At 43.7% G+C, this 26,141-nt stretch carries 22 protein-coding genes; 19 read left to right on the plus strand and 3 right to left on the minus strand.

The features are described from left to right. Window positions 1-223: 223 nt before the first annotated feature. From FPZ44_RS04820 to FPZ44_RS04830, 3 genes are all read left to right on the plus strand, one after another. Window positions 224-1,402, plus strand: a complete 1,179-nt coding sequence (locus tag FPZ44_RS04820; RefSeq protein WP_144987909.1) for an NAD(P)/FAD-dependent oxidoreductase — start codon at window positions 224-226, stop codon at window positions 1,400-1,402. A 114-nt stretch (window positions 1,403-1,516) separates the two neighbouring features. Further along, window positions 1,517-2,386: an RNA polymerase sigma factor SigJ gene (gene sigJ, locus FPZ44_RS04825; RefSeq protein ID WP_144987911.1), complete on the plus strand. Its 870-nt coding sequence runs from the start codon at window positions 1,517-1,519 to the stop codon at window positions 2,384-2,386. A gap of 236 nt (window positions 2,387-2,622) precedes the next feature. Further along, the gene (locus FPZ44_RS04830; protein ID WP_261378206.1) at window positions 2,623-4,140 is read left to right on the plus strand and encodes an FAD-binding oxidoreductase; all 1,518 of its coding nucleotides are present in this window, start codon (window positions 2,623-2,625) and stop codon (window positions 4,138-4,140) included. A 105-nt stretch (window positions 4,141-4,245) separates the two neighbouring features. On the opposite strand, the gene FPZ44_RS04835 is transcribed toward FPZ44_RS04830, so the two are convergent. Further along, window positions 4,246-5,043 carry an arylamine N-acetyltransferase family protein gene (locus FPZ44_RS04835; protein ID WP_144987913.1) on the minus strand — a complete coding sequence of 266 codons (798 nt, stop codon included), beginning with the start codon at window positions 5,041-5,043 and terminating at the stop codon, window positions 4,246-4,248. Between the two features lie 334 nt (window positions 5,044-5,377). On the opposite strand from FPZ44_RS04835, the gene FPZ44_RS04840 reads away from it, so the two are divergent. The 11 genes from FPZ44_RS04840 (at window position 5,378) to FPZ44_RS04890 (ending at window position 16,361) form a co-directional block, all read left to right on the plus strand. Then, window positions 5,378-6,268: a helix-turn-helix transcriptional regulator gene (locus tag FPZ44_RS04840; RefSeq protein ID WP_144987915.1), complete on the plus strand. Its 891-nt coding sequence runs from the start codon at window positions 5,378-5,380 to the stop codon at window positions 6,266-6,268. A gap of 19 nt (window positions 6,269-6,287) precedes the next feature. Then, window positions 6,288-7,106 carry an NAD(P)H-binding protein gene (locus tag FPZ44_RS04845; RefSeq protein ID WP_144987917.1) on the plus strand — a complete coding sequence of 273 codons (819 nt, stop codon included), beginning with the start codon at window positions 6,288-6,290 and terminating at the stop codon, window positions 7,104-7,106. A 117-nt stretch (window positions 7,107-7,223) separates the two neighbouring features. Beyond that, window positions 7,224-8,177, plus strand: a complete 954-nt coding sequence (locus FPZ44_RS04850; protein ID WP_144987919.1) for an ATP-binding cassette domain-containing protein — start codon at window positions 7,224-7,226, stop codon at window positions 8,175-8,177. Further along, the gene (locus FPZ44_RS04855) at window positions 8,174-9,016 is read left to right on the plus strand and encodes an ABC transporter permease (protein WP_261378207.1); all 843 of its coding nucleotides are present in this window, start codon (window positions 8,174-8,176) and stop codon (window positions 9,014-9,016) included. Before FPZ44_RS04850 ends, FPZ44_RS04855 begins: the two co-directional genes overlap by 4 nt. 433 nt (window positions 9,017-9,449) lie before the next feature. Beyond that, on the plus strand, window positions 9,450-10,832 hold the full coding sequence (locus FPZ44_RS04860) for a TraB/GumN family protein (protein ID WP_144991684.1): 1,383 nt from the start codon (window positions 9,450-9,452) through the stop codon (window positions 10,830-10,832). A 345-nt stretch (window positions 10,833-11,177) separates the two neighbouring features. After that, window positions 11,178-12,506, plus strand: coding sequence for a right-handed parallel beta-helix repeat-containing protein (locus tag FPZ44_RS04865; RefSeq protein ID WP_144987921.1), 1,329 nt, complete (start codon window positions 11,178-11,180; stop codon window positions 12,504-12,506). Continuing rightward, on the plus strand, window positions 12,503-13,129 hold the full coding sequence (locus FPZ44_RS04870) for a nitrous oxide reductase accessory protein NosL (protein ID WP_144987923.1): 627 nt from the start codon (window positions 12,503-12,505) through the stop codon (window positions 13,127-13,129). Before FPZ44_RS04865 ends, FPZ44_RS04870 begins: the two co-directional genes overlap by 4 nt. Continuing rightward, on the plus strand, window positions 13,126-13,947 hold the full coding sequence (locus FPZ44_RS04875) for an ABC transporter permease (protein WP_261378208.1): 822 nt from the start codon (window positions 13,126-13,128) through the stop codon (window positions 13,945-13,947). The genes FPZ44_RS04870 and FPZ44_RS04875 overlap by 4 nt, the downstream gene beginning before the upstream one ends. Further along, a complete protein-coding gene (locus tag FPZ44_RS04880) occupies window positions 13,940-14,674 on the plus strand; it encodes an ABC transporter ATP-binding protein (protein ID WP_144987925.1) in 735 nt (244 codons plus the stop codon). Before FPZ44_RS04875 ends, FPZ44_RS04880 begins: the two co-directional genes overlap by 8 nt. A 214-nt stretch (window positions 14,675-14,888) precedes the next feature. Continuing rightward, window positions 14,889-15,710 carry a sensor histidine kinase gene (locus FPZ44_RS04885; RefSeq protein WP_144987927.1) on the plus strand — a complete coding sequence of 274 codons (822 nt, stop codon included), beginning with the start codon at window positions 14,889-14,891 and terminating at the stop codon, window positions 15,708-15,710. Between the two features lie 3 nt (window positions 15,711-15,713). Continuing rightward, window positions 15,714-16,361 (plus strand): response regulator, encoded by a 648-nt coding sequence (locus FPZ44_RS04890; RefSeq protein WP_144987928.1) that lies wholly within the window; start codon window positions 15,714-15,716, stop codon window positions 16,359-16,361. Window positions 16,362-16,481: 120 nt separating this feature from the next. Here FPZ44_RS04890 and FPZ44_RS04895 read toward each other — a convergent pair whose 3' ends face one another. After that, window positions 16,482-18,836 carry a S8 family serine peptidase gene (locus FPZ44_RS04895; protein ID WP_144987930.1) on the minus strand — a complete coding sequence of 785 codons (2,355 nt, stop codon included), beginning with the start codon at window positions 18,834-18,836 and terminating at the stop codon, window positions 16,482-16,484. A 292-nt stretch (window positions 18,837-19,128) separates the two neighbouring features. On the opposite strand from FPZ44_RS04895, the gene FPZ44_RS04900 reads away from it, so the two are divergent. After that, window positions 19,129-19,866 carry a MerR family transcriptional regulator gene (locus FPZ44_RS04900; protein WP_144987932.1) on the plus strand — a complete coding sequence of 246 codons (738 nt, stop codon included), beginning with the start codon at window positions 19,129-19,131 and terminating at the stop codon, window positions 19,864-19,866. A gap of 48 nt (window positions 19,867-19,914) precedes the next feature. Continuing rightward, window positions 19,915-20,682, plus strand: a complete 768-nt coding sequence (locus tag FPZ44_RS04905; RefSeq protein ID WP_144987933.1) for a VOC family protein — start codon at window positions 19,915-19,917, stop codon at window positions 20,680-20,682. A gap of 467 nt (window positions 20,683-21,149) precedes the next feature. On the opposite strand, the gene FPZ44_RS04910 is transcribed toward FPZ44_RS04905, so the two are convergent. Further along, window positions 21,150-22,040, minus strand: a complete 891-nt coding sequence (locus tag FPZ44_RS04910; RefSeq protein ID WP_144991686.1) for a GNAT family N-acetyltransferase — start codon at window positions 22,038-22,040, stop codon at window positions 21,150-21,152. Window positions 22,041-22,450: 410 nt separating this feature from the next. Between FPZ44_RS04910 and FPZ44_RS04915 the strand changes: the two genes are divergently transcribed. From FPZ44_RS04915 to FPZ44_RS04925, 3 genes are all read left to right on the plus strand, one after another. Continuing rightward, window positions 22,451-23,044: a TetR/AcrR family transcriptional regulator gene (locus FPZ44_RS04915; protein WP_144987935.1), complete on the plus strand. Its 594-nt coding sequence runs from the start codon at window positions 22,451-22,453 to the stop codon at window positions 23,042-23,044. A 52-nt stretch (window positions 23,045-23,096) separates the two neighbouring features. Next, entirely contained in the window at window positions 23,097-23,750 is a 654-nt protein-coding gene (locus tag FPZ44_RS04920) for a DJ-1/PfpI family protein (RefSeq protein ID WP_144987938.1), read from the plus strand. A 254-nt stretch (window positions 23,751-24,004) separates the two neighbouring features. After that, window positions 24,005-25,840: a UbiD family decarboxylase gene (locus FPZ44_RS04925; RefSeq protein ID WP_144987940.1), complete on the plus strand. Its 1,836-nt coding sequence runs from the start codon at window positions 24,005-24,007 to the stop codon at window positions 25,838-25,840. Window positions 25,841-26,141: the final 301 nt, after the last annotated feature.

Genomic DNA, 26,141 nt, shown 5'->3' on the forward strand with positions numbered 1-26,141 from the left:
ATGCCACCTACTATGGAAAATATCCACGGCAGGTGGTTTTTCATTTGTTCGATCATTCATTTAATCATTTAATCTATAAACGTAATCATCATGCAATTATGTAATCGTTCTACAGCAATTGTCCAACATAGTATTGGTATTCCAATTACACTGGATCATGACGTGTCACAAAAACCAACCCTTTCTCGTTCTATTGTCAAATACGGAAAAGGAGAGGGTTGGAATGAAAGAATTAACTTGTGTTGTTGTTGGTGGAGGTTTCGCTGGGATTCACGCCATTAAGGCGATACGTAAAGCATTTCAGGAAAAAGAGGTGGATCGGAAGCTTCGACTGATTCTATTGGACCCACATCCTTATCATGTACGAAAAGTGTTGCTGTTCCGCCCGGCTGTATCCAATGAGCCGATTACGATTCCATGGAAACAGATTTTACAGGAGGATGCGCAGTTCGTTCAAGGTGCGCTACAGCATGTGGAGAGCGATAAGAAATGGCTGTTATACAAAGACGAAAAAGGGCAGGATCATCGGATACATTATGATCTGCTTGTAGTAGCAATTGGTAGTGTCGCGCGCCAGCCGGAACCGGATCAAGGAGGCATCTCGCTAAATGATATTCATACTGCAGGGCGTATGCGGGAGCAGTGGTATACCAATATGAAGCTTGCCGCTGCGAAAGGGGAACAAGAACAGGAAAGATTATTAACTGCAGCGGTTGCAGGAGCGGGTATAACCGGCATCGAGACAGCAGCCGAGCTGGCACACGCGATGCGAAAGGAAGCAGTCAACATGGGTATCGATCCTGCGAAGGTGAAGGTGCACTTATTAAATGCACAGGAGCGTTTATTTATGGAAGGGCCTGCTAAGGCTTCGCGTAAATTGGACAGCACATTAGCTGAAATAGGCGTTATCGTTCATCACCGTGAGAAGGCGATACGCGAAGAAGATGGTCATCTTATTTTGTCCAGCGGTGCCAAGCTGCCTGTTGGTTTAACGATTTGGGCACTTGGTCTTATCGCAAATCCAGCTTTGCGGCACATGACACTGCCTCTTACGGACGATGGTAAAATTATCGTAGATGAATGCTATCGTGTACCGTCATCACAAGGTATTTATGCCGTTGGTGATTGTGCGCACGTAGTGGATATGGAGAGCGGTAAGGCGGATCAAATGACGTGTAAAGAGGCCATACCGCAAGCGAAACGTTTAGGGAAAATTATTTGGGCGGATTTAACGGGAGGTCAGGCTCCACAGCACAAAGGAGTGCTAGACTCTTTCTCGATCGGTCTTGGACCAGACCGTGGCTTATTATGGACGCATAAATGGGGACTTGATATAATCCTCACAGGTAAGTTAGCTTATAAAACGAAGAAAACATTATGGGATTATGTCAGTATGGTGTGAGAACGGTTGATGCTTCATCGAGGTGTAAGTTCTAGCTCAAAATTGCCAAGTACCAAGTATCAAGTGTTAAGTACTAATTTCCAAGTTCTGAGTTCTCATCAAAGGAGGCAGCCTATGATTGAGCTTTATGAACAATATCGGGGTCTAATGTTCCGTCTTGCCTATCAATTAACCGGTTCTGCCGCTGATGCAGAAGATGCGGTTCAAGATGTGTTCGTCAAAGTACAAAGCATCGACCCCGATCGATTAAAGGAACCGAAAGCTTATTTGTGCAAAATGATTACAAACCGTTGTCTGGATCTGCTTCGCTCAGCGAGAAAGCGCCGCGAGCAGTATGTTGGGCCATGGCTGCCGGAGCCGATCCCGACGATGGATGATGATAGCTTTGAGGTGGTCGTTCGCAATGACCTATTGTCTTATGCAATTCTGGCGCTTCTTGAGCGGTTGTCCGCAGCCGAACGGGCTGTATTCGTCTTAAGGGAAGCGATGGGGTTTGATTATCCTACTATTGCTGGACTAATCGACAAGAGTGAATTAAATTGTCGCAAGCTTATGAGCCGCGCCAGAGGGAAGATGGGTGTATCCGAAGAGGAGCTGATCGGAAAAGGCTGCATCGGAGAAGAGTGGGTGCAGCAGTTTCTTGCTGCGCTCTCGCTCGGTAAAGTGGATAAAGTACTTTCCATGCTTGCTGAGGATGCAGTGCTTCTGTCTGACGGTGGAGGTAAAGTAACCGCTGCGATTAACCCAATCGTGACGAGTGATCGCGTCGCTCGCTTCTTATTAGGGATTCGTCGAAATTGGCCCCAGAACGCAGAAGAGGAAGGCGGCTTTGCCGTGGAGCTGGCGCCAATTAGCGGACAGACTGGAATTATTATTCGGAGTAATGGAGTTGTTCAATCGGTGTTCTTCTTGGATATGAGACAAGGTAAAGTCCAGCATATTTATATTGTTCGAAATCCCGATAAGCTGACACGTATTTCGTAGCAGAATATTTTAAAGCATTGTAAAAAACGCTTGGAACTCTCCAAGTGTTTTTTTGTGCTTTTTTAGCTCTTGTCTCCATAATTTCATTCTGCTGCGCCTTTTTTTAAACTTTCCTTTCCGTCTCCACGATTACCCAAACATATTTGTTCGGGCTAACATCCTATGTATTCTAGAGATCGATATATGCAGATGCCTCGAGAGAGTGCGATGTAAAATAGCAATAAGGATGTGAGAGGTTGAACGGTAAAATGTCACTCCGCAAAGTGAAAGTAAGCTCGAATGTCATCCAAGACTTGAAAAATAAAAAGAGCGGCAACAAAACATCTACGTTATTGCTCAATAAACAATTTGCTCCTCGCTTCCTAAGACGAGGCAAGGTGCCTGAACTAACCGGACGTATTGTAGAACCAAGGGACTCAAAATACAACTCAGCACGTCAGGAATTCAACACCTACTTTAATAAATTCCCGCGTGTCATTGTATTTGCTCAAAAGACACAAGACGTAGTCAATGCCATACGATGGGCCCGTTATAATCGTGTACCGATTCGCATGCGCTCCGGCCGTCATAGCTATGAAGGATTGTCAGTCGTTGACGGAGGCATCGTAATTGATGTAAGTGATATGCATCAGGTGGATGTAAACCGTTCGCGTGGTGTAGCTACGGTGCAGACGGGCATCAGAGGAGGTGCCTTGAATCAAGCACTCTGGAAAGAAAAACTAGTTGTGCCGGTAGGGCTTTGTCCAACTACGGGCGTTGCTGGTGTCACGCTTGGTGGCGGTCATAGTATTCTGTCCCGCCCTTATGGACTCACAATTGACCATTTAGTCGATGTAGAGATGGTCACTGCTGACGGACGGATTATACATGCCAACGCGAATAAACATGCTGACTTGTTCTGGGCATTGCGTGGAGGTGGAGGAGGTAATTTCGGAGTTTGCACATCCTTCCGCTTCCGTACACATCCGATCGAAACCGTTGGCTTTGCAGAAATCGGATGGGATCTGAACGATTTGGAACCGGTGCTGCGCACGTGGCAAAACTACACCGTTCCAGGAGCTAACGATCGCCTCACTGTGACACTGGGAATTGCTAACGGTCAGCAGTCCCCACAATCGAGCCAATCAAAGCAGCAGTCTTCAGAGCTTTCTCCGATATTGATGCAAGGGGTCTTTCTTGGTTCTGCTAAGGAACTCCGCAAACTACTGCAGCCATTGCTTCGGGCAGGCTCCCCACGGAAGGTCGTTATTAAGGAAATTCCATGGATTGAGTCCGTTGAACTTGTGGCAAGGACTACACCAACAAGTCCTTATCCCTTTAAGAGCGTAGGGCCCTACGTTTATCATCGGCTGCCCGAGAGCGCCATTGCTACGATCAGGCGCTTTATCGAATCGCCCCCAACCTCACAAGCTACGCTGTTATTGCATGGGTTAGGAGGCAGGGTGGCTAAAGTGCCAAATCGGGCAACCGCTTATTTTTATCGGCGAGCGTTGTATAATATGACTCCGTCAGCTACATGGAACACAGAAGCGGGGGCGAAGCGAGGAATTCGCTGGGTGGAAGATTTCCGCAGGGCGCTGCTTCCCTATACCCGCGGTGTCTATGTCAATACACCAGATCTCCAACTTAAGAATTGGAAACAGGCTTACTTTGGTTGCAATTTTGATAGGCTGACACGAGTCAAGGGACGATATGATCCGGAAAATATTTTTCATTTCCCGCAGAGCATTCCGCCAGCTCGTCGAAAGTGGTGAAGAGACTGGAGTATGAGTACATTTGAATGTTAGAAAACCATAAGGGCACTAGAACCTGAATCTAGTGCCCATTTGACTCTATCCGGCTTAACTGATCTCCGTCCGCTATTTCAATCCAAAATGCTCTTGTAGCAATTTCGAGAATGCAGCACCATCGATTTGTTCCTTCGTAACAACTCCATTTTCCCATTGTGTAAATGAGTTGGCTGTTAAGGTAATATTGCCTGTACTCGTTAACTTCGTAATGAGCGGGCCTTTGTTAAAATGTGAATCGGGATGTTCGATTACAATTTGCTGTACCTCCGTACATTCTGCTAAGTCAGACAACAGTATATTGGAATCGAATATATAATTGATGTGCCAATCGGTATCTTTATGTTTTAACTTAATTTCATATACATAATCACCGAGCGCATGTTCAACTTTTGTCACCCGAAACTCACCATTATTAGACGTAACCGTCTCCCCAGTCAGTGGGACAGGCTTCAATGGCATATTCCCGCCAACACCTGCATCTACCAGATATGTTTGTCCCTCATGCTTAAGCAGAATCGCTACATGTGTTCGGCCCCACGCAATGTATTCTTTCGCTTCATTTTCGTAAATAATGGCTCTTGTAAATGCAGCATCGAATCCGTTATCTAGCAAAAATAAATAAAACAATGCATTTAGCTCATAACATATGCCGCCTTCGTTATGGATGAGGATATCTTCAATTAAATGCTCTCTCGTAATATCTCTAGTGCGATTCGTTAATACGCGTAAATTTTCGAAAGGGATTGAAGTGGATGCTAATTCGAGGATCAGGGGTAACTTTTCAAATGTGATCGTTTCATGATGATCGTGCTCAATGGTGTTGGTGTAGCCGATTCTTTTAAGAAATAACGCAGTAAGATTACTCATTCATCATTCCTCCTTGATTAGAGCATGCTGACGAACTCGTGCTGTTTGCGCTTCTACTTATCATCATAGATCCAATGCATGAACTTCACAACAGATGAACGATTCATCATGTGTAAGGTTGCGATGTATGTGTAAATTACGTTATGTAAACTAAACTAAACGGATCTAATCTAATCCAAGAGGGTAATCCTAATAAGCAGGTAGGGCCCTTTTTTTAATTTTTATTGTCTATTTTTTAAAGTCATGATTTAATCCTGACATATAAGATGTCAGGGTTCGTATATTATGATGCCATTATCAGATGTGAGGATGGCGGTGATGAGGAGAGAGTCTAATGAGACTGGATCGATTGCTTGGCATTACGATGGAGTTGATGTCCAAAAAAAGAGTAACCGCAACCGAATTGTCTGCTCGGTTTGAGGTGTCGATTCGAACGATTTATCGGGATATAGAGCTTATTAATCAAGCAGGGATACCGATTGTTTCATTTGCAGGTACAGATGGTGGCTTCGAGCTTATGGAAGGTTTCTTTTTAACGAAGCAGCATTTTTCAATGCAGGATTTTGCGGTCATTTACAACCTCTTAAAGGGTATGGAGGGAGCATTCGGAGAGCAAATCACTTCCTTGGTAAATAAGCTCGGTAGTTTACAGCCAGCTCTGCTCAGTCAAGGCGAGCATGAAAAGCTGATCTTCGCGTTGAACGCCTCGGAAGATGAGAAAGCTATCATTCAAGTTTTGCACCAAGCGGTCAATGAGCGTAGAATCATTCATTTTTCGTATACAAATGCGATAGGTGAAAGTACGAACAGACAATTAGAACCCGTCCATCTGTATTGGGAGCGTGGATTCTGGTATTTGGAGGGCTACTGCTTAAGTAAAAAAGCAAAGCGATTGTTCCGAGTGTCGCGTATGGAGCAAGTGGAAATCACAGATGTGACATTCCAGCCGAGGGAATTGGTTGATTCCCCTGTCGTGGAAGAAGTTCGTGGAACAGTAGCGCATTTACGCTTTGATCTATCCGCGCAGCCGCGTGTAACAGAACAGTTTCGAGACGACTGTATTCATCTTGGTACGCACATCGAGGTTCATAAGGAGTTTTACCTAAGAGAATATGCAATCTCCGTCATTTTAAGCTATGGCTCCAAAGTCGAAATTCTATCACCTGAAGATTTGAAAGACGAGCTAATGGAAGAAATCAAAAAGATTCAACAACGTTATGAATAGTAAGTGGGGGGAATTTGTAATGACAATTTTAGTGACAGGTGCTACAGGTACAGTGGGAAGACATATCGTAAGTCAGCTGGTGGAAAAAGGAGCGCTTGTGCGCGCCTTATCACGCAACCCGGAGAAAGCGAATTTGCCTACAGGTGTAGAAGTGGTGGCGGGTGATCTGAATTCGCCTGAGACGCTGCAAGCTGCATTGGAAGGGGTTACAGGTCTGCACGTAATAACATCGAGTTTGAGTGCAGATGGTTATTTGCAGACGAATCCTGCCCTTATCGAAATGGCGGAAAAAGCAGGTGTACGCCGTGTGACGGTATTGGTGGGTTATGAAGGCGCAGTAGAAGAAGCGGTTCAACGAAGCGGTATGGAGTGGACATTCCTTAAGCCAGTGGAAGTGATGGCGAATACACTAATCGACTGGACAGACTCCATTCGTGCGGAAGGCGTTGTGCGTGAGCCATTCGGTAGTGTGCGTAGCTCCAGAGTGCATGAAGCGGATATTGCAAGTGTAGCTGTCGCGGCATTACTAGATGGTGGGCATCATAAGCAAAGCTATTTTATTACGGGACCAGAGGTGCTTACTCGTATCGAAGCGGTGCAAGTGATTAGTGAAGAAATTGGCAAGGAAATTCAATTTATAGAGCTAACGGAAGAGCAAGCTCGTGATCGTTGGAGAGAGCAAGGCTATGAAGAAGGCGATATCGATTTCTTCGTAGAAATGGGCAAAAATCCACCTGAAGTTGGATATACGGTATTGCCTACAGTGAAGCTTGTGACTGGACGACGTGGCAGGACGTTTGCGGAGTGGGCCGCTGAACATAAAGACCGTTTTTTGTAATGGATAAAAGATAAAAGATAAAGGATAGAATCTAATAAAAGATATTTTAGATAATTTAGATATTTTAATAGAAAGATAGGATTTGATTGTTCTATTACAGAGGGGAGATGAGCAGATATGCCACTTGCTATCGAAGTGAGCGGTCTGAGGAAGGCATACAACGGCATTGAGGTCGTTAAAGGTATAGATTTGCAAGTTAAAAAAGGCGAATTATTGGCTCTGCTTGGCCCGAATGGTGCGGGTAAAACGACGATCGTAAGTATGCTCAGCACACTAATTAAGCCTGATGCAGGTACGGCTTTTGTTGCAGGATACGATGCCGCGACACAAGCCAATGACGTCCGTAGGAACATAAGCTTGACAGGGCAATTCGCTGCACTTGATGAGGGGCTAACGGGGCATCAGAACATCGTTATGATTGCGCGGCTGTATGGCTATTCTGTGAAAGAAGCATGTACATTAGCGGACGAACTGATAGAAGCATTCGGATTGTCGGATGCGAAAGATAGAATTGTGCAAACGTACTCAGGTGGCATGCGGAGACGGTTGGATATTCTTGCGAGTGTCATCAACCAACCAGAAATTATTTTTCTAGATGAGCCAACAACAGGACTTGATTTACAGAGTCGTATGCAAGTATGGGATGTCGTGCGAACGCTGCTGAAGCGAGGAACGACTGTGCTGTTAACGACGCAGTATTTAGAAGAAGCGGATCAGTTGGCCGATCGGGTTGTTATTATCGATAAAGGAAGTATTGTTGCCGAAGGTACACCGACTCAGTTGAAGGCCTCTACTGGAGGGAAGACGTTGTCTATTCAGCTGCAGCATCCGTATCAGGTGAATGCTATTAATATCGAACGATTGCTGGCCAGACATCATCTCACCCTACTGCAAAATACAGATCCCATGTTATTAAAAATACCAGTAACAGAAGCGAGACGTGCGAATCAAATCATTCAGCTTTTGCTAGACAACGATATGCCGGTTGCTCATTTTTCGCTTAGTGATCCGAGCATGGATGAGGTATTTTTAGCTCTGCTTCATACTCCAAGCAAGGAGGTTATGTCATGAATAATACAACGAAAGCGATGCCGCGGATTGCTCCAGACAGTTCCCTGTTTTCACGGGAATCGATGAATCTAGCGAGCCCTAATGCGGTTACAGCCGTTCGCATCTTTGTATGGAGAACGTGGAAGCACACGAGCAACAATCTGTTTGCTTATGGCATGGATGTTGTTCTCGCTCCTGTTCTCACGCTGCTCATTTTTACTTATCTATTCGGCGGCGCGATTGCAGGCTCTACGACTGCTTATTTGCAATATTTTTTGCCAGGCTTTCTTCTGCTAACGATTCTTCCAATGACGGTGTATAGTGGAACGACGTTGTGCCAGGATATTGTAAAAGGGGTCTATAATCGATTCCGTACGATGCCTTTCTGGCAGCCTGCTACGATGATAGGTTCTGTTCTGATGGACGGATTAAGATATATGAGTGCTGCGCTTGTTTCCTTTGGAGTGGGAATGCTGTTGGGGTTCCGACCAGAGGGGGGCGCAATAGGCGCGATAATGGCTTTGCTGTTTATTGTTTGCTTTGCTTTTAGTGTGAGTTGGATTTTCTCGATGATGGGTGTGCTAGTAAAAAAGCCAGAGACGGTATCCGGCACGAGTATGATGCTGATGTATCCGCTGCTGTTTGCGAGCAATATATTAGTGGATTCCGATACGATGCCGGGCTGGATGGGCGTTATTGTAGAGCTGAATCCGATTAGTGTTGCTGCTACGACAGCAAGGGGATTGATGCATGGAACGGCATCGACTGGCGATATTGCAGCTGGTGTTGGGGTATGTCTACTGTTGCTTCTTCTATTTATGCCGTTAACGATCTATTTCTATATGAAAAAAGTGAAATGAGGTGGAAGTAGACCGAACCGAATGGTATGAGTGCCAAGTCCAGATTTGAATTATGGACAATTATGCAGTTATTTTATCTGCAAATGTGAATTTCTGGGTCATTATCGGCAAAAATGCATTTATTTTGGCCCCTTTTCCCTACTGAGTGCCTAATTGAGAAAAATAACTGCACATTTGTCCTAATTAAGTAGAAAATGGCGTTTTCTACTTAAAATAGCTGCACTTTTGTCCATTTCATCATGATCTACGTACGAAAGCGCTAGTTCGCGAAGACGAAGCGCATACCACTGATGCTGTTCCACAAATGCTGTTCCACAGATTGATCCAAATATAAACAATTTCATTATATTTTTGACATATGTAATTTTAATAGATAAGGTATAATACTGTATGCAAGATTTACCACATCTTAGATTCGAGAGGAGATAGAATGATGCCAGAACAAAAACGCTGGTCCAAGCTTACGCGTTGGGCAACTGCAGGGATGTTGAGCTTTTCCATCTTATTAGGAAATGTGTTCCCCGTTCATGCAGAAACAGCTGCTCCTGCAGCGCCACAAATTAGTCAATGGTCAGTAAAAACCTTACATGAAGGTGAAAAGTACGGGATATATCCAATCAACTGGTATTATGATGGGTCGTTCCAAAAGGCGATTACACCAGATAAGCTTAAAACGCTCATGGAAGGAACAGCGACGAAATTAGATAAGCTCGGATTTAAGAAAAAAGTAGCGTCCTTGTCTTTCCCAACGGATAAAGTTATTACGAGAGAAACGGTTATTACTTCTTTACATAAGCTGTTAGCAAATTATGAGCTGCCGAAAGCATTCGACATGGACGCCGATATGGAGCCAATTGATTATTTGCAGAAAAAAGGAATCGTAAAAGGCACGAAGGCAGGCTTAGAGTTGGATAAGCCGAGTACAGTTGAGCATGCTGCTGTAATGGCGAGCCGATTGGTGGAGTTTGCCTACGATGTGGCTGGAGTCGGCGCTGAAGGTTTGATGTGGAAAGTAACGAATGACAAAAATACGTTATATCTGCTAGGTTCCGTTCACCTTGGCCTTACCGATATGTATCCGATGCAGAAGAGCATTCGCGAAGCATTTGATGCCTCAGACAATCTGTGGGTTGAATTGGATATGCTGAACGGAGACATGAGCTATTTTAATGAAAAGATGCAGTATAGTGATGGAACTACCATAAAAGATCATGTGTCTAAAGAAACGTATGAAAAGCTGCAAAAAGCATTGACGAAGCTAGACTTGCAGGGGAATGCTTTTGATGGGTTTAAACCTTTTGCAATTTCCACGAGTCTGTCGACTTTAGGGTATGCCCAAAATCCAGAAGCGTACCAAATGGCGATGCTAACTGGTATTGACAATTACTTCATTACAAAGGCTATGTTAACAGGCAAGCCGATTCATGAGTTGGAAGGAATAAAGCTGCAAGCTGACCTATTTGCAAATGTACCTCCTGCACAGCAGGAAAAAGAATTGAATGCTATGCTGGACTCGATTCTCACTGGAAACGGTATCAAGGAAAGCGAAGAGAGCCTGAAAAAGATGCAGCTTGATTGGATCGAGGGCGATGCAGAAGGCTTGGCGAAATTGCTAGAAATCGGATTTGAGGATGAAGCTAGTAAACGTTTAATCGGTGAGCGGGACAAAAACATGGCTCTCAAGTTAGCCAAGTTGCTGGAGAAAGAAGGAGAGAACACATCCTTCGTCGTTGTAGGAGCGGCACACTATGTCACAAAAGGCATGGTTGTCGATCTATTGAAAGAAAAGGGATATACCGTTCAGTATTTGCAATAATCTTATATAAAAAGTGAAAGCAGTCCGTATATCGGGTCATAACGACTTCGAAATACGGGCTGTTTTTTTGCAGCATTCCTTTTGGCTTTAGTTCACATGATGTACGAAGCATGAGGTGAAAGGATGTCATTCATGCTACTCCCTTTTCGGGAAAGTGGACACAAATCTGTCGATGTTATGCCCGCTAATAGCTCCAAGGAGTTATAGGAATACGACATTTCACACTGCTACAATTTTAGTGATTAGGTGAGTAAATAGTAGGTGGTGATTGAATGAGACAGAAAACATGGATCCTATCATCGTTTGAACGACAATTTATATGTAGAGGAAGGCAAGTGATACACAATGATGGATAGCCGCAGCAGATGGTTAGTCTTTGTACTCATCATGTTAACAATATGGCTATTCCCAGTAGAAGCTCGTGCAGACAATGTTGGCTTGGACCTACAGTCGATACTCGATCAGGCTGAATCCGGACAAACCATTGTACTAAAAGCAGGAACGTATGAAGGCCCAATCACAATCAACAAGCCGCTTACACTGCACGTGGAGCGGGAAGGTTCAGTCAAATTGCACAATAGCAGCTCGCAGCCAGCTGTGTCGATTAGTGACGATCAAGTGACCATCTCAGGACTCCATATTATTGAAGAGGAGCTTAAGGAGACACCAACTCTGCTTGTTACCAGTGACCAAGTTGTGCTTGAAGGGCTATCCATTCGTACCGGATCAGATGGCATTGTTGTTCGTGATGCGAATGAAGGCACGGTGTCGAATACAACGATTATTTGGGCGGTCAAGGGAGTGAAGAGGTCCGACAAAGGTAATGGGATCGATCTGCTCAACGCACACCGTTGGAAGATGACCAATAATACGATTCGTGGGGTTCATGATGGAATCTATATGGAAAATAGTGATGATGTAATGATTTCCGACAATGTAATAGAGCGCTCACGATATGGCATTCATGGAATGTACACCAAACGCGCATTGATCGAACGCAATGTGGGGAAGCACAATGTGACCGGTGCGATGATTATGGCATCACGGCAGGCGTCTGTTATCGGAAATACATTCACGAAGCAAAGTGAAAATGTATATTCTCAAGGCATATTGCTGTACGATACCCACGAAACGATTGTGGCAGACAACACGGTGGATGGGAATAGAGTCGGCTTTTACGTGGAGGCTTCAACCAAAAACCGCTTGGAAAACAATCGGATTAGCTACAATTTTATAGGTATTCAATTGCTTGAGTCGAGCGGCAATACAATGGTAGGCAACCAATTTATTGGCAACGTGGCTGATTCCCAGGCACATGGAAGTGAAAACAATGCGTTGTCGGAAAATTATTGGGACAGCTTCCGCGGCTTGGATATAGACGGTAATGGAAAAAGTGATTTATCCTATGCGATTAATCCATTCTTTCAAGGAGTTGCCGAGAAACGGCCTGCGTTCCAATTATTTTTCCAGTCGCCTGGCATGGTGTTTCTAGAGAGTTTATACCAGACAGAAAGAAATTATTGGGCAACAGACACAGCACCGCTTATGGCTCCTTCCGATAGTAGAATTCAAGCTAAACATCCGAACGATGGAGTCATAACCGGTATATTGGGATTCATTTTATTACTATGTACGGGGATGATATTTTTTACTATGAGGAGACAAGACACATGAGACAAAATAGGAAGATAAGACCCCAGATGGGATTGCTTCTATTATTTATAGGGATGGTCACATTGCTTGCTGCATGCGGCGGAGAAAACTATGTACCACATATCATTAAAGAAGAGACAGATGTGTGTGTCGTCTGCAAAATGGCCGTGAAGGATGATCAGTATGCCACACAAATCGTAACGAAGGATGGGCAGTCACTCAAATTTGACGATCTCGGCTGTATGCATACATGGAAGAAAGAGAATGGTACAGACACGATTGGCGCTGAATTCGTTCGCGACTACCACAGCAAGCAATGGATAACTTATGACAAGGCCTACTATGTATATGATGCATCTTTGAAAACACCAATGGCGTATGGAGTTGTCTCATTTGAAAAAGAAAATGATGCAAATACCTTTATTAAGAAACAAGGAATGGGTAAGCTTATGACGGCAGCCGATCTGGCTAATCATTCGTGGGCAGTAAACCGCGATATGATGAAGGAAATGGGAGAGCATGGTCATTCCCATTCCCAAGATGGTCATAAGAAAGAACCAACGGCAGAGATACCTAACCAACAAGAAGGACATCCGCATACTGACGAGAAAAATCATGAAACCACGGGAGGGCATCATTCGTGAATGAAATCGGATATGTCGCTTCCAGAGAAATGAAAATTGGTTTTCGCAATCCATGGGCCTATTCGTTTACGGCCCTTTTTGCTCTCTTCATGTTCAGCCTGCTGCTCATAAATACGCAAAGCTATGTGCAAGGATATACGGGCAGCAGTAGTACCATGATCAATCTTGCGTTGTATCTTCTTCCTCTGATGGCACTCATGTTGGGTTCTTTCTCTTTGACTGGTGAAAAGGAAGAGGGGAACTGGGAGCTGTTATCTACTTATCCGCTAAGGACATGGACGTTTCTTACAGGGAAATATATCGGATTGTCCGCCGTGCTGATGGTCATCGTTAGCTTTGGCTTCGGATTATCCGGTGTGGCGAGCTGGCTGCTTGGAGGAGCGTTTGCGGCAGTGACTTATTTCCAACTGCTCATATTTTCACTATGCCTATCTCTGTTTTTTCTTGGTGCGGCGATGCTGATCGGCTCCATTGCACGGAATCGCTGGCAAGCGCTCACGATGGCTGTAGGAGTATGGTTTTTTTCTATTATTGCTTGGCCAGCGATTCTCATCGCGCTGCTTGGAACGCTGCCTTATTCATGGATGAAAACTGCAGTTACGATACTGACCTTTATAAATCCGGCAGAATTAACTCGTCTATTTACGGTGGTTAAGCTGGGAGGAGGATCTACGCTAGGGCCTGAGTATTACCAATGGATGGACTGGATTCGCAGTCCATGGGGGACACCAGCATTTTTTGGAGTCATGCTGCTTTGGATCGGTGTAACCCAAGCTATTTCGTATTACCTATGGGAGAGGGGCAGAGGACGTGGCTGACTGTTTCATTCACTTTGATGCTGTACACAAGTCAATCAAATGCAAACCTATCATTGATGAGGTCCATTTACAGGTGAACCGTGGTGAGGTAATCGCTCTATGTGGTGGCAACGGTGCAGGTAAAAGCACACTGCTGCGCATGCTGGCCGGTATTTTGCGTCCGACTAGCGGAACGATTACAGTAGATGGATTGCGTTGGAAACAAGATAGACGGAAATATGCTAGTCTAATCGGGTATATGCCAGATGATTATCGCTTTAGTGCAGGACTTACGGCAATGGAAACGATGCTGTTCTGGGCAAAGCTTCGTGGACTCGGTAAGGAGCGAACAATAGAGATTCTATCTTTGGTTGGTCTCTCCGATACCGGTAGTAAGCCTGTAGCTTCCTTCTCGAAAGGGATGCGGCAGCGCATGTTGTTTGGACAAGCACTCCTCGCAGAACCGCCGCTTATTATTATGGATGAGCCAACTAATGGGCTTGACCCTTACTGGATGGAAAGCTTCGTGACGCATGTTCGACAAGCAGCAGCCTGTGGTCAAACTGTATTTTTTTCGACGCATCAGCTGCCCATTGCCGAGGCTGTGGCAGATCGAATGATATTTTTGCGAGATGGACAAATGGTGCTGGACATTATGAAGTCCGATATTCATCAAAGGTTTGGAGTCTCTGGTTTGCAAGAAGCGTTTAACGAATTGTTCGGAATACCAATGATCGTACCGAGATGATAGTTTCGAAATGTGAAATGAGAATGAGTCTGAAGCAACAAAGCAGCGTACAATATAAAAGCCCTCTTTGTTTAATTGGTGCACTAACAAATTTTGGTCGATTGATCAAACGTTATAGGATAAGATTAAGGAAACGGCAAGGCGAATGCAGCCTACTAATAGAAGGTGTTTTGTGCGGCAGTAAGCCGTAAGCCTATGGAGAGGAGAAGTCGAGATGACCTATAAGCAAATGAAATGGCTAATTTTAATTATTCCCACCTTGACGATTGGTCTATGGGAGTATGTAAGGCATGAATTTCTACTTCCTTATATTTCTATGGAACTGGGCAATTGGCTTTCACCTGTATTTGTATTAGTAGTAACGCTGTTGTTTCTGACGAAATTGTTTAAAATGATTGAGCATAATCAAGAAGAATTGAGTCGTGCCAAGGCGGTGCAGGTTGTCTTAGAGGAACGGGAAAAGATTGCTCGAGAATTGCATGATGGCATTGCACAGTCCCTATTTTTCTTGAACGCTCAAGTAACACGTATGGAACAAATGAAGCAAGCTGAGGGTTTGCCTTTTGAACAATTGAAGGAAAGTGTGTACCGTACCAACGACTACGTAAGACAAGCCATTGCTAATTTACGGCATGCTGCGGATGCAGACGAAAATCCTTGGCTGCAGGGGATGGGAAGCTTGATAGATGAGTTGAGCCGTGAAACGGATATGCAAATTGAAACAAAGTGGGATATAGAAGATTCTCAGCTTTCTTCGAAAGATAAAATAGAATTGTTAGCAATCGTTCGAGAGTCATTGATTAATAGTTATAAACATGCGGATGCTACAAGTGTTCGAGTGAAAGCGTTGTCGACAAAACGAGGATGGATGTGTCAGATTACGGATAATGGCAAGGGATTTGATCCAGACAAAGCAGTTGGCAGCAACCGCTATGGCCTTAAAATGATGAAGGATCGAGCCAATAATATGTCTTGGAAGCTGCAAATCGATAGGAAAAATAGAGGGACTTGTGTTGCGATCGTTAAGGAGGGGTAGTGAATGTCAACGTTCCGGGTATTAATTGTGGACGACAGTGAATTGGCTAGGGCAGGAATTCGTATGATTTTAGAGAGCGATCCTGCTTTTGAAATTGTTGCGGAGGGAAGCAACTGCGAAGAGGCGCTTGCACTTAGTGAGCTGTGGATGCCCGACTTAATTCTTATGGATATTCAAATGCCTGGCATAGATGGTCTGGAAACAACTCGACGATTGAAGGAGAAATTCCCTTATGTCAAAGTTGTGATGGTAACGGTGTCGGATGATATTGCTCATTTATTCGATGCGCTCAAGAAGGGTGCTCAAGGCTATTTATTAAAAAATTTAAAGCCTGAGGCATGGCATGAATACTTGAAAGCGATCGCTGTTGATGAGGCGCCCATGACGCGAGAACTGGCTTTTCGTATTTTGAAAGAATTCTCCCCCATGGGAGCTGATGACGCACAATCCGATCGTTTAACTTGCCGAGAGCGAGAAATATTAGGATTGGTTGCAAAAGGAATGAGCAATAAGGAGATTTCAAGTAAGCTAGATATTTCCGAACATACGGTAAAGAACCATTTGAAAAATATTCTTCAGAAGCTTCAATTGGAAAATAGAGTCCAGCTTGCGCGTTATGCCTATGAGAAGAGTTGGTTGGTAAAGGGGTAGAGATTTTGAAAAATAAAAGACCGCTCCACGCTAAGCTTATACCTAGTGTGAAACGGTCTTTTTCCGTATATAAGTCCTTATTCATATCTCTATTTACAGCGTACAGCATCATTTATATCTCTATTTAATAGTTATTTGTGTTGTCTGTTCTGCTTGATTCCCAAATACATCTTTCACCCGCAGCACAATGGTATGTTTTCCAGGAGCTAATTTGGCGGAACGCAAATCGGCAAAAAACTGTTTCTCTTCTACGTTGACATTCACATAGTTCCACTTCTGACTATCCTTGACTCGCCACTGAATCGTAATCAGTTTAGGATCAAAGATAAGATAGCTTTCTAACTCTTTTGTAACTATCAATCCGTTAAAGGCGGTGAGCTGATCTTCGATTTTACCAAAGAGCTGTCCTTTGGCAGCTTTCTGGTTGTTGACCGTCACAACAGGTGCTTTTGAATCAATAAAGAAGGTGATACCCTCTGTTACCGTCTGACGGTTTTCCGCAAAGCTTTTTACTTTAACGTTATAGCGGCCATCTGGAAGTGTTGTTCCATTTACATCTTTACCTGTAAATTTGAACTGCGCCAATCCTTTGGCGTGTTTCGCTTGATTCAACAACACATACGTTTTTCCTGCCAAAGATTTAGGCTGCTCATCTTCACGTGTTGCTGTTACTAGAACGCGCTGCGATGGGACGGTTGCATAATAATGAATCGTCGAAGACTTTTTGCTGCTGTCACCTTTAGGTGAATACATCGTATTATCAATGTACTCTCCTTTTACTAGCGGATAGCTCTTTACTTGATTAACTAGTACGAAAGGAACGTTTAGCTCATCCTTATCACTTTTAAGCGAAATAGCACCTGACCATATTCCTGCCTTTTGCTTCAAATCTACGGTCCATTTAACAGGAACTTTAACGGTTTGATTTGGTTGAATCGTTATCTGCTGTGGGAGTTCCAATTGACCTTTTCCAGCTTCCATATTTGCTTTCAGCTGATAAGTAACCGGCTTGTCCGACGTATTTGTTAGTTCAAGTGTTTGAGACAGTACGGGATTATTCCCTTTGTAACCAGGTGCAATATGTCCAAATGATAAGCTAGCTGGTGAAGCGAACGTGTTGGTCTGCAATGCTGCTTCTACATTCAAGCTTCCCGCGCCTTGCTCCGTACGCTTATAAGGGACGCCTTTCCCATTCAGGAGTTGATTGGCATGCTGCATCAACGCGGACTTGATCATATCAGGGGTCCAATTTGGATGAGCTTCCAGCAGCAGCGCTGCTGCTGCCGTTACTTGTGGCGCTGCCATACTTGTTCCGCTATTCATGACATATCCGTCTTCTTCGCCTAGTGCACTGTAAATATGCATCCCAGGTGCTACAAGGTCAGGCTTAAGCAGCCAAGTGCCTACTGCTGGACCACCTGAGCTTAGATTACCTAATCGTTCTGCTACGTTAACGCTGCCCCAAGACCAAGATTTGGACGCTAGCTTCTTCAACTTTTGAGCATCTTCCATCGAAATAATAGCGCCTGGAATCATACGCGAAGGATCTTTATCTACATTGACGTACATCGAAGACCCTTCTCCATTAATGGAGGCAACAGCGAAAATAATCCCTTTCAGGCCTGCTTCTTGAGCCGCTGCATACCATTCATCTACGAAATAATCCGAATCTTCACTTGCTTCAATCACGACATACTTACCGCGATATTTAGCGTCCTTTAGCTTCGTAGGAGCTACATGTCCAGCGTATACGAAGGAGGTAGATCCTGTTATAGGTAGCTTCTTTGCACCATACAAGGGATGCAATTGCACTCTTGTTGTACCGCTAACAAGAGCGGCATCTGTGCGCGCTTGTGAAGTTGCTCCCACGACAATGGGCTCTGCGCCATAACCCGGGGATGTAATCGACCAGGCTTCACCTAAATTGCCTGCTGACTTTACAACGACAATGCCTTGCTTCACAGCTTCTGCAATCGCACGAGCAACGGGTTCACTAGGAGCATCTATATCTGCATTTAAGGAGAGATTAATAACTTGGACCTTGTCCTCGACAGCTCGTTGAATGGCATCTACAACAGAATCAGCGTAGTTTTTTTGTCCTCTAGCTGCGCCGAATACGCGATAAATGTGCAACTCCGCATCTGGTGCTTGCTGCATAATAATGCCTGCGACATGCGAGCCGTGTCCATCCTCATCTTGAGGAATGGAATCGTGATCGACATAGTCATAGCCCTTTTTAATGTTGCCTCTAAATAGAGGGTGCTCCATATTGATACCCGTATCAATAACGGCAACCTTGACTCCTTTGCCTGTGAATTGCTTGGACAATTGAGTAGAGCCGGTTGATATATGATTTTCGTTAAAGCCACTAGGCGCAGCTTGTACCGTAGTCGTGCCAAATAGACTCGTTATTGTCAGGGAAACGGCTAGCGCTGAAGTTATTATAATTTTTTTGCTGTGTGTTAGTTTATGCATGTCTGTATAGCCTCCAACTACTTTTGCTAGCTATACTATAGATCCTTTTACGGGGGGATAAACTACGAAAAATTAATTATTAATAGATTAAATTTTTCCATTTGATAGGACTTTCTTGTCTGAAAAATATTCTGTCATGTATATGTCATATTAAAGATGAAATTGCTGTATTCAAGCTTCCTCCCAATAGTTACGTGATGTAAAATATCAATATACTTCCAATTTATATTGTGGTAATCGTTTTATATCTTAGGCCGTATTACAAAATATTTCACATCTGGAGGATCACATCATGACGACCGTTCAATTGACGACAGGGCAGGTAGCCTCCAAGCTTGGTATATCTGTTCGCACACTCCGTTATTACGATTCGATTAAATTGTTCAGTCCTGAAAGTAAACAAAACGGCGGTAAGCGTCTTTATTCAGAAAAAGACTTGCTCAGGCTGGAGAAAATTACGTTGTTGAAGTCACTATCATTACCACTTAGTGATATTCAGAATTTGTTGGATGAGCTGTCGATTGAACAGATTCTTGAGGCGCATCAGAAGCATTTGCGTGCTCAAGTTGCTCAACTGCAAGAAAGTTTGGAGCATACAACCGCACTGTTGAACCTCTATGAGATTGAGGGGGGACTTCGCTGGGATACCCTGCTGCCGCTTGTAAAAGGACCGAAAACAGAAGAAACAAAGTCTTGGCGGTCTTATTTTGATGAAGATGAATTGAGTTTGCTTACGACCCGTCTTCCTAAATTGGAAAGCAACGATGAGATTACGCAGCAGTGGATTAACGTTATCGTTCGTATAGAACGTTGTTTGCATGAGGGGGTCGGCCCGCACTCGAAGGAGGGAGTCCAAATTGCTAGGGAAATAGAAAGGCTGTCTGCACTTACTTTTTCAGGAGATAAAGAGCTGATGGAAAAGTTTTGGGATGTGCGCAAAGACCCAGCTTCGTCTAGCCCTGGTTCAGGTTTAGTACCGATTCGTCCAGAGGTCATTCAATTTGTTGAGGCTTGTGTGAATCCTATTTAAATATGGACGCCTCGCGATAGAGTATAAGAAATAAGGGAGGGAAATGAAGTGGAAAATTACCGTGCTGAACATGAATTTTGTTGGTTAGATTTGAAGGTGACGGATATATCTGCTGCTCAAGTTTTTTATCAAGAAGTACTGGGTTGGCAGTTTAAAGAAGAGGCATGGCCCAACCGGATGTATACAACGATTTATGCAAATCATGGGAAGCTGGGAGGCTTCACGGATGTGAATTCTCCAATATTTCCACCGGGTACGAAACCACATATCAGTTTATATATGGCTGTCGACAACGTTGAACAATCTGCTGTTAAGGTAGAAGAAGTAGGGGGAACGATACTCATCCCACCGTTTGATATGGCTGATTTTGGCCGCATGGCTGTTATACAGGATAATGCAGGAGCTGTTATTTCGATATGGGAATCTGAACAATTTAAAGGGATGAATGTTGATGCATCCTGTGAAGGCGCTCCATGTTGGTTTGAATTAGAGACGACGGATATTGAACGTTCGGGTGAGTTTTATAGAGAAGTGTTTAATTGGAATGTTGAACGGATAGAAGATAGTTCGTTGCTGCGTGTGTGTAGATATGGTGGTAAGAGTGTCGGTGGAATGAAACAAGTCGCGTCAGGAACAGGAATATCTCAATGGAGAGTTGGCTACACAGTGATAGATTTGGATAAAACCGCAAAAAAGGCGATAGCGCTAGGGGCTAGGTTGACGACTGACGTATATCATTTTCAAGCTGGTAGGAGAATTGATTTGATAGATCCTGAAGGCGTACCCATTATATTTATGGAACAAGCGCATAATTAAAACAGTGCAAGGCAAGTAGGGGATAAGTGAAAACGACAGTGTTAATGTTGGAGTTTTACAGGGGCGAAGCGCCCCAATTTCATATGTACGATAGATAGTTTCATAAATAACTGTACTAGTGCTGAACACACAGCTATTTAGTCGAAGAGATCAGCAAAAAATCTAAAGATGCCTCGAATCATGCGTCCAACGGCCCGTATTGCTCTCCAGATGACTCGAAAGATTTTTCTAATAAAATGAAAGACGGACTTTACCTCTGACCATACTCTTTTCATTTCTTTTTTTCGTTTACCCATATGTGATCACCTCGCTAGCAGATAAGGAAAATCATAGCATATAGACTGTTTATTGAGTATGAAGTTTTTTCCTTTACAATGCGGCGTCGCTATTTATGAATAAAATATTTAAGAACCACAAACAAAGGCCATCCCTATAAGGACGGCCTTTACTGTTTCATATTTACTTAATTATTTCAATTCAATATAATGCCTAACTTCTTCTGAAGTTTGAAAGAATCCTACTGATTCATAGAGGGCTAAAGCAGCTTTATTCGTAGTAAGCACCTCTAAATGTGCTGTCTTTAAGCCATTAGATTTCAAATAGTGTAATCCTTGTGCAAGCATGTACTTCGCCAGACCACGATTTCTCCACTGTTCACGGACAAATACGTCTTCGATTACACCATCAACTGCATCTTCAGCGCTACCATCCTGCCAAGCCATTAAGCTGCCCACAATCGTATCTGCTTCACGCACGACCATGGCTATCCATAGCGGATAGTTTTTATATTCAGCCAGTCTGTCGCGACCAAGCGGTGTATCGGGCCATATTTCGGCTTCTATGTCCAAATAATTTTGTATCTCCTGGGAGGACTCCATCTTCCACTGTGAAAATTGAAAAGATTTAGGCAGCGGAAACGAAGGAATAGGCTCCCTTAAATCCCGGGACATACCGAACGAAGTGTATAAATAATGGAATGCTTTTTGTTTAAAGTACTGATTGTTGGCTGTCTCCGAAACATCATTACCAACGCAAAGATTGGTACCGTACTGTTGTGGTAAAGTTGCCTTTAGCTCCAAGGCTCGCGCGTAAAGATGTGGATACATTTTATCAAGCAGTGCGTAGTCATATTCTCTTTGCGGCAGCGTCTTCAAATTAACATATATCGAATGCTTATTATGTGCGGGACGACCAGCAGGCAGCGTACTAATAATGATTACCTGACCTTTGGCGACCATTTTGCCATGTTCAAAAGCGCAGTATACATTACTCCAATTGTGCTCATCGCCAATCCACCAGAAAGAGTCTGGAGTACCTTCAGCCACGATAGCATTGTACAATTCACCGAGAGCTGGCATGTCGCCATGTTGAAAGTTGCGGATTACGATCTCATTTTCTTGCTTGAACGTAGATGTGCTCAAAAGAATACCCCTTTTCTTAAGTAGGGGGAGCTCGCGGTTAAGAGGGCTAGGTAAGCGGCTTCCCCTGTAGAGTTATGCCCTGCGACAACAGTTCTGTTTTCATAACAAACGCCTCCTGTAGGTTGAATTACCGTAGATGTTATCACGCATGGAATATTTTCTCAAATAAATTATTACATATTTAATTTCAGCATGTATGTATCTCATGGCTCTAATATGTTGGGATAATTTGAATAATCCTCGACTAGTTTTCAGTAAGCTAAAAATGTAGTTGTATTCATCTGAGAATATATGGTACTCTACTTATTGAGACCGAATGGTCTCTAATTTTCCGCGGGAGATTTAGTATGAGAAATGGTCAAGATACAAGAAACCGAATTATCGAACAATCCGCTGTCCTTTTTAATGAGAAAGGTTATTCTGGGTCTTCGATAAACGACATTATGGATGCAACAGGATTGAAGAAAGGCGGTATTTACCGTCATTTCAAAAATAAAGATGAACTGGCGCTAGAAGCGTTCAATTATGCCGTTGATGTATTAAGAAAGTCTTATCGACAGGCGATCTATGGCAAGAAGACCGCAGAGGAGAAACTGATTGCTGTCCTGTCTGTCTATAGAAATGTAGTAGAGGCTCCGCCTTTGCAAGGAGGCTGCCCGGTGTTAAATACGGCTGTCGATACAGATGATACGCATCCGCTCTTAAATCAACGAGCACGTGAAGTGATGAGCGAATGGCTTTCCTTGCTAAGCTCTATTCTGCACGAGGGGATTCAGGCAAAGGAGTTCCGGGCAGATCTGGATGTAGAAGAGGCTGCTATATTTTTAACATCTGCTTTTGAAGGCAGCATTATGATGGGGAAGCTATATAAAGATAACGGGTATGTGGAGAAATATGCTGCTCAATTAAAGAGATATATCAATTACTGCGTAAAGCAGTAATTTTTATATAATAAAGAGACCGATCGGTCTCGGAAAAGGATGGGATGACCGTATGAAAAATCAGTGGAACGTAGGTATTTTATTGTTTGATGATGTTGACGTCATGGATTTCGGGGGACCCTATGATGTATTTAACTTGACGTTTAGAGATTTTAATAAGATTCAGGAGTCTTTTGAAAGTGAGAAGGAAATCGAGGACAAACCTTTTATCGTTAAGACAATTGCTCAGCACGAGCGCTTGATTATTGCCGATCACGGAATGAGAATAATGCCAGATTTCAGCTTCGATACGTATCAGCAGACGTTTGATATTGTTATCATTCCAGGGGGACCTATTAAGGCGATTAGAAATGGAATGCGCAATAAAGAACTATTGACATGGATTGTTACTCAGCACAAGTCAGGGGCGACGATTGCTTCTGCATGTACGGGAGCCTTTTTCCTTGCTGCAGCGGGGCTGTTAACCAATAAGAAAGCAACGACAAACGTATTAGCACTAGATATCTTAGAGAGCAAATTCCCACAAATTGAAGTGATACGCAATACGCGATTTGTAGATAACGGTGATGTGCTCACTTCCGCAGGTATATCGGCAGGAATTGATATGTCGATGTATATAGTGGAACGGCTTCTTGGGGAAGAAGCTGCTCGTACGGCTGCACTGACAATGGAATATCCTTATTATGATTCCGCACTTCTAAAATAATAGCATTATTCTTTTCAGTTGCAATTGAGAACTAATGAGCTTGCGTGCTTCAGAAGTACAAAAGTACAACTGAAAAAATGATTAATTACAATGTGGATAGGTCCATCATTGACCTGAGCTGCCAGATTCCTGATAATAGAAGGGACAACTTTTTACTTCGTGAATGAACAGGTTTCATACGATACATTTTAGAAGTGACTCATCCGCAGCAGGAAGATATGAGCTCACTATCTTCAACAGATTGGAGCAATACAATGAGATATCGCAATCTAGAAGAATGCATCCTTGATTTGGAGAAGCATGGGCATTTGATTCGCATCCATGAAGAAGTTGACCCGGATTTGGAAATGGCAGCGATCCACTTGAAAGTGTATGCCGCTGGTGGCCCAGCATTATTATTTGAAAATGTAAAAGGCTCAAAATATCGTGCTGTATCGAACTTGTTCGGGACGATGGAGCGCAGTAAGTTTATGTTCCGCGATACATTGGAATCGGTACAAGAGGTAATTGGGCTTCGCAACGATCCGATGAAAGCGCTCAAAAATCCTTTCAAATACGCAGGCACTGGCTTATCCGCAGCGAAAGCACTGCCGATTAAGAAGTCTGGTGTGCCTTCTAATTTTGAGGAGATCCAAATCTCCGATATGCCTTTAATTAAATCATGGCCGATGGATGGCGGTGCCTTTATAACTTTGCCACAAGTGTATTCGGAAGATCCGGACAAGCCAGGCATTATGAATTCCAATCTAGGAATGTACCGTGTTCAAATTAGCGGTAATGAATATGAACTGAACGAAGAAGTGGGCGTTCATTATCAAATTCACCGTGGTATCGGTGTTCATCAGCATAAGGCGAATAAGCTGGGCAAGCCCTTGAAAGTAAGCTGCTTTATTGGCGGTCCGCCATCACATACGTTGTCAGCGGTTATGCCTTTGCCTGAAGGAATGAGCGAATTGACCTTTGCAGGCTTGCTTGGTGGGCGCAATTTCCGTTACAGCTATGAAGAAGGCTATTGCATCAGTCATGATGCTGACTTTGTCATTATGGGTGAGATTTACCCGGAAGAAACGAAGCCGGAAGGACCATTCGGTGATCACTTGGGCTATTACAGCCTTACGCACCCATTCCCGATGATGCGAGTGCATAAAGTATATGCAAGGAAAAATGCAATCTTCCCATTTACGGTCGTTGGTCGTCCACCACAGGAAGATACTTCTTTCGGTGCGTTGATTCATGAGCTGACTGGAAGCGCGATCCGTCAGGAAATTCCGGGTGCGAAGGAAGTTCACGCGATTGATGCAGCGGGTGTACATCCATTGCTGTTTGCGATCGGCAGCGAACGCTATACGCCATATCAGCAGGTGAAACAGCCAGCCGAAATTCTAACCATCGCGAATCGAATTCTTGGTACAGGCCAGTTGAGCTTGGCGAAATATTTGTTTATTGCAGCGGAAGAGAAGCAGCCAATTAGTACGCATCATATTGAGGAGTTCTTGGGATATATATTGGAGCGTATTGATCTGCATCGTGATATTCATTTCCAAACGAATACGACGATCGACACCTTGGATTACTCTGGTACGGGATTAAATACAGGAAGTAAGGTTATATTTGCAGCCGTGGGTGATAAGAAGAGGGAGCTGTGCACAGAAGTGCCCGAACCATTAAAATCGCTGCCAGGGTTTGAAAAAGCTCATATGATCATGCCGGGGATTGTGGCGATTCAAGGTTCTGCCTTTACGAGCTATGCGGAAGTACAGCGTCAAATGGACGAGTTAAGTGCGGCGATTCGTGAAAAAGGAGATATGCCATCATGTCCGCTAATCATCGTGTGCGATGACAGTGAGTTTATGAGTGCAACGCTCGATAACTTCTTATGGGCAGCATTTACGCGCAGCAATCCGTCCCATGATATTTACGGTGTGAACAGCTTCTATGCGCATAAGCATTGGGGCTGCGATAATGTCATTATTGATGCTCGCACGAAACCGCATCAAGCTCCGCCACTAATTCCCGATCCAGAAGTAGAGGAAAAGATAAAGCGGTTCTTTAATGAGAATGGAAGTTTGCAGGGTAGGCTGAACACCTAGAACAAGAATGAAAAGACCATCATGATAGGTTATTTTAAAACTTTGATGATGTTTTATTAGAAGCATACGGCCATGAAAAATCGCTACTCACTTCCGTCAATGGAAATGAGTAGCGATAATGAATGGTAGTCTTGTACAGTTTCTAAATTATAATTCCTTGACTTTCAAAAAATTCTCTGGTGAAGTTTGGGCTGGAATTTTCCTGTTTATTATAAATGGGCTCCCAAGGGCTCAATTTAGCTGTTACAACATGATGCATAACAAGCGGGTCATTGTTAATTATTTGATAAGCTTCCTCTTC

The organism is Paenibacillus agilis (assembly GCF_007786455.1).
In the GTDB taxonomy this organism is placed as follows: Bacteria; Bacillota; Bacilli; order Paenibacillales; family Paenibacillaceae; genus Paenibacillus_B; species Paenibacillus_B agilis.

Coding starts and splice junctions, on each gene's coding strand:
- FPZ44_RS04820 (WP_144987909.1), top strand. CDS start 224: ATGAAAGAATTAACTTGTGTTGTTGTTGGTGGAGGTTTCGCTGGGATT.
- sigJ (WP_144987911.1), top strand. CDS start 1,517: ATGATTGAGCTTTATGAACAATATCGGGGTCTAATGTTCCGTCTTGCC.
- FPZ44_RS04835 (WP_144987913.1), bottom strand. CDS start 5,043: ATGAGTAATCTTACTGCGTTATTTCTTAAAAGAATCGGCTACACCAAC.
- FPZ44_RS04840 (WP_144987915.1), top strand. CDS start 5,378: ATGAGACTGGATCGATTGCTTGGCATTACGATGGAGTTGATGTCCAAA.
- FPZ44_RS04845 (WP_144987917.1), top strand. CDS start 6,288: ATGACAATTTTAGTGACAGGTGCTACAGGTACAGTGGGAAGACATATC.
- FPZ44_RS04850 (WP_144987919.1), top strand. CDS start 7,224: ATGCCACTTGCTATCGAAGTGAGCGGTCTGAGGAAGGCATACAACGGC.
- FPZ44_RS04855 (WP_261378207.1), top strand. CDS start 8,174: ATGAATAATACAACGAAAGCGATGCCGCGGATTGCTCCAGACAGTTCC.
- FPZ44_RS04860 (WP_144991684.1), top strand. CDS start 9,450: ATGCCAGAACAAAAACGCTGGTCCAAGCTTACGCGTTGGGCAACTGCA.
- FPZ44_RS04865 (WP_144987921.1), top strand. CDS start 11,178: ATGATGGATAGCCGCAGCAGATGGTTAGTCTTTGTACTCATCATGTTA.
- FPZ44_RS04870 (WP_144987923.1), top strand. CDS start 12,503: ATGAGACAAAATAGGAAGATAAGACCCCAGATGGGATTGCTTCTATTA.
- FPZ44_RS04885 (WP_144987927.1), top strand. CDS start 14,889: ATGACCTATAAGCAAATGAAATGGCTAATTTTAATTATTCCCACCTTG.
- FPZ44_RS04890 (WP_144987928.1), top strand. CDS start 15,714: ATGTCAACGTTCCGGGTATTAATTGTGGACGACAGTGAATTGGCTAGG.
- FPZ44_RS04895 (WP_144987930.1), bottom strand. CDS start 18,836: ATGCATAAACTAACACACAGCAAAAAAATTATAATAACTTCAGCGCTA.
- FPZ44_RS04900 (WP_144987932.1), top strand. CDS start 19,129: ATGACGACCGTTCAATTGACGACAGGGCAGGTAGCCTCCAAGCTTGGT.
- FPZ44_RS04910 (WP_144991686.1), bottom strand. CDS start 22,040: ATGCCAGCTCTCGGTGAATTGTACAATGCTATCGTGGCTGAAGGTACT.
- FPZ44_RS04915 (WP_144987935.1), top strand. CDS start 22,451: ATGAGAAATGGTCAAGATACAAGAAACCGAATTATCGAACAATCCGCT.
- FPZ44_RS04920 (WP_144987938.1), top strand. CDS start 23,097: ATGAAAAATCAGTGGAACGTAGGTATTTTATTGTTTGATGATGTTGAC.
- FPZ44_RS04925 (WP_144987940.1), top strand. CDS start 24,005: ATGAGATATCGCAATCTAGAAGAATGCATCCTTGATTTGGAGAAGCAT.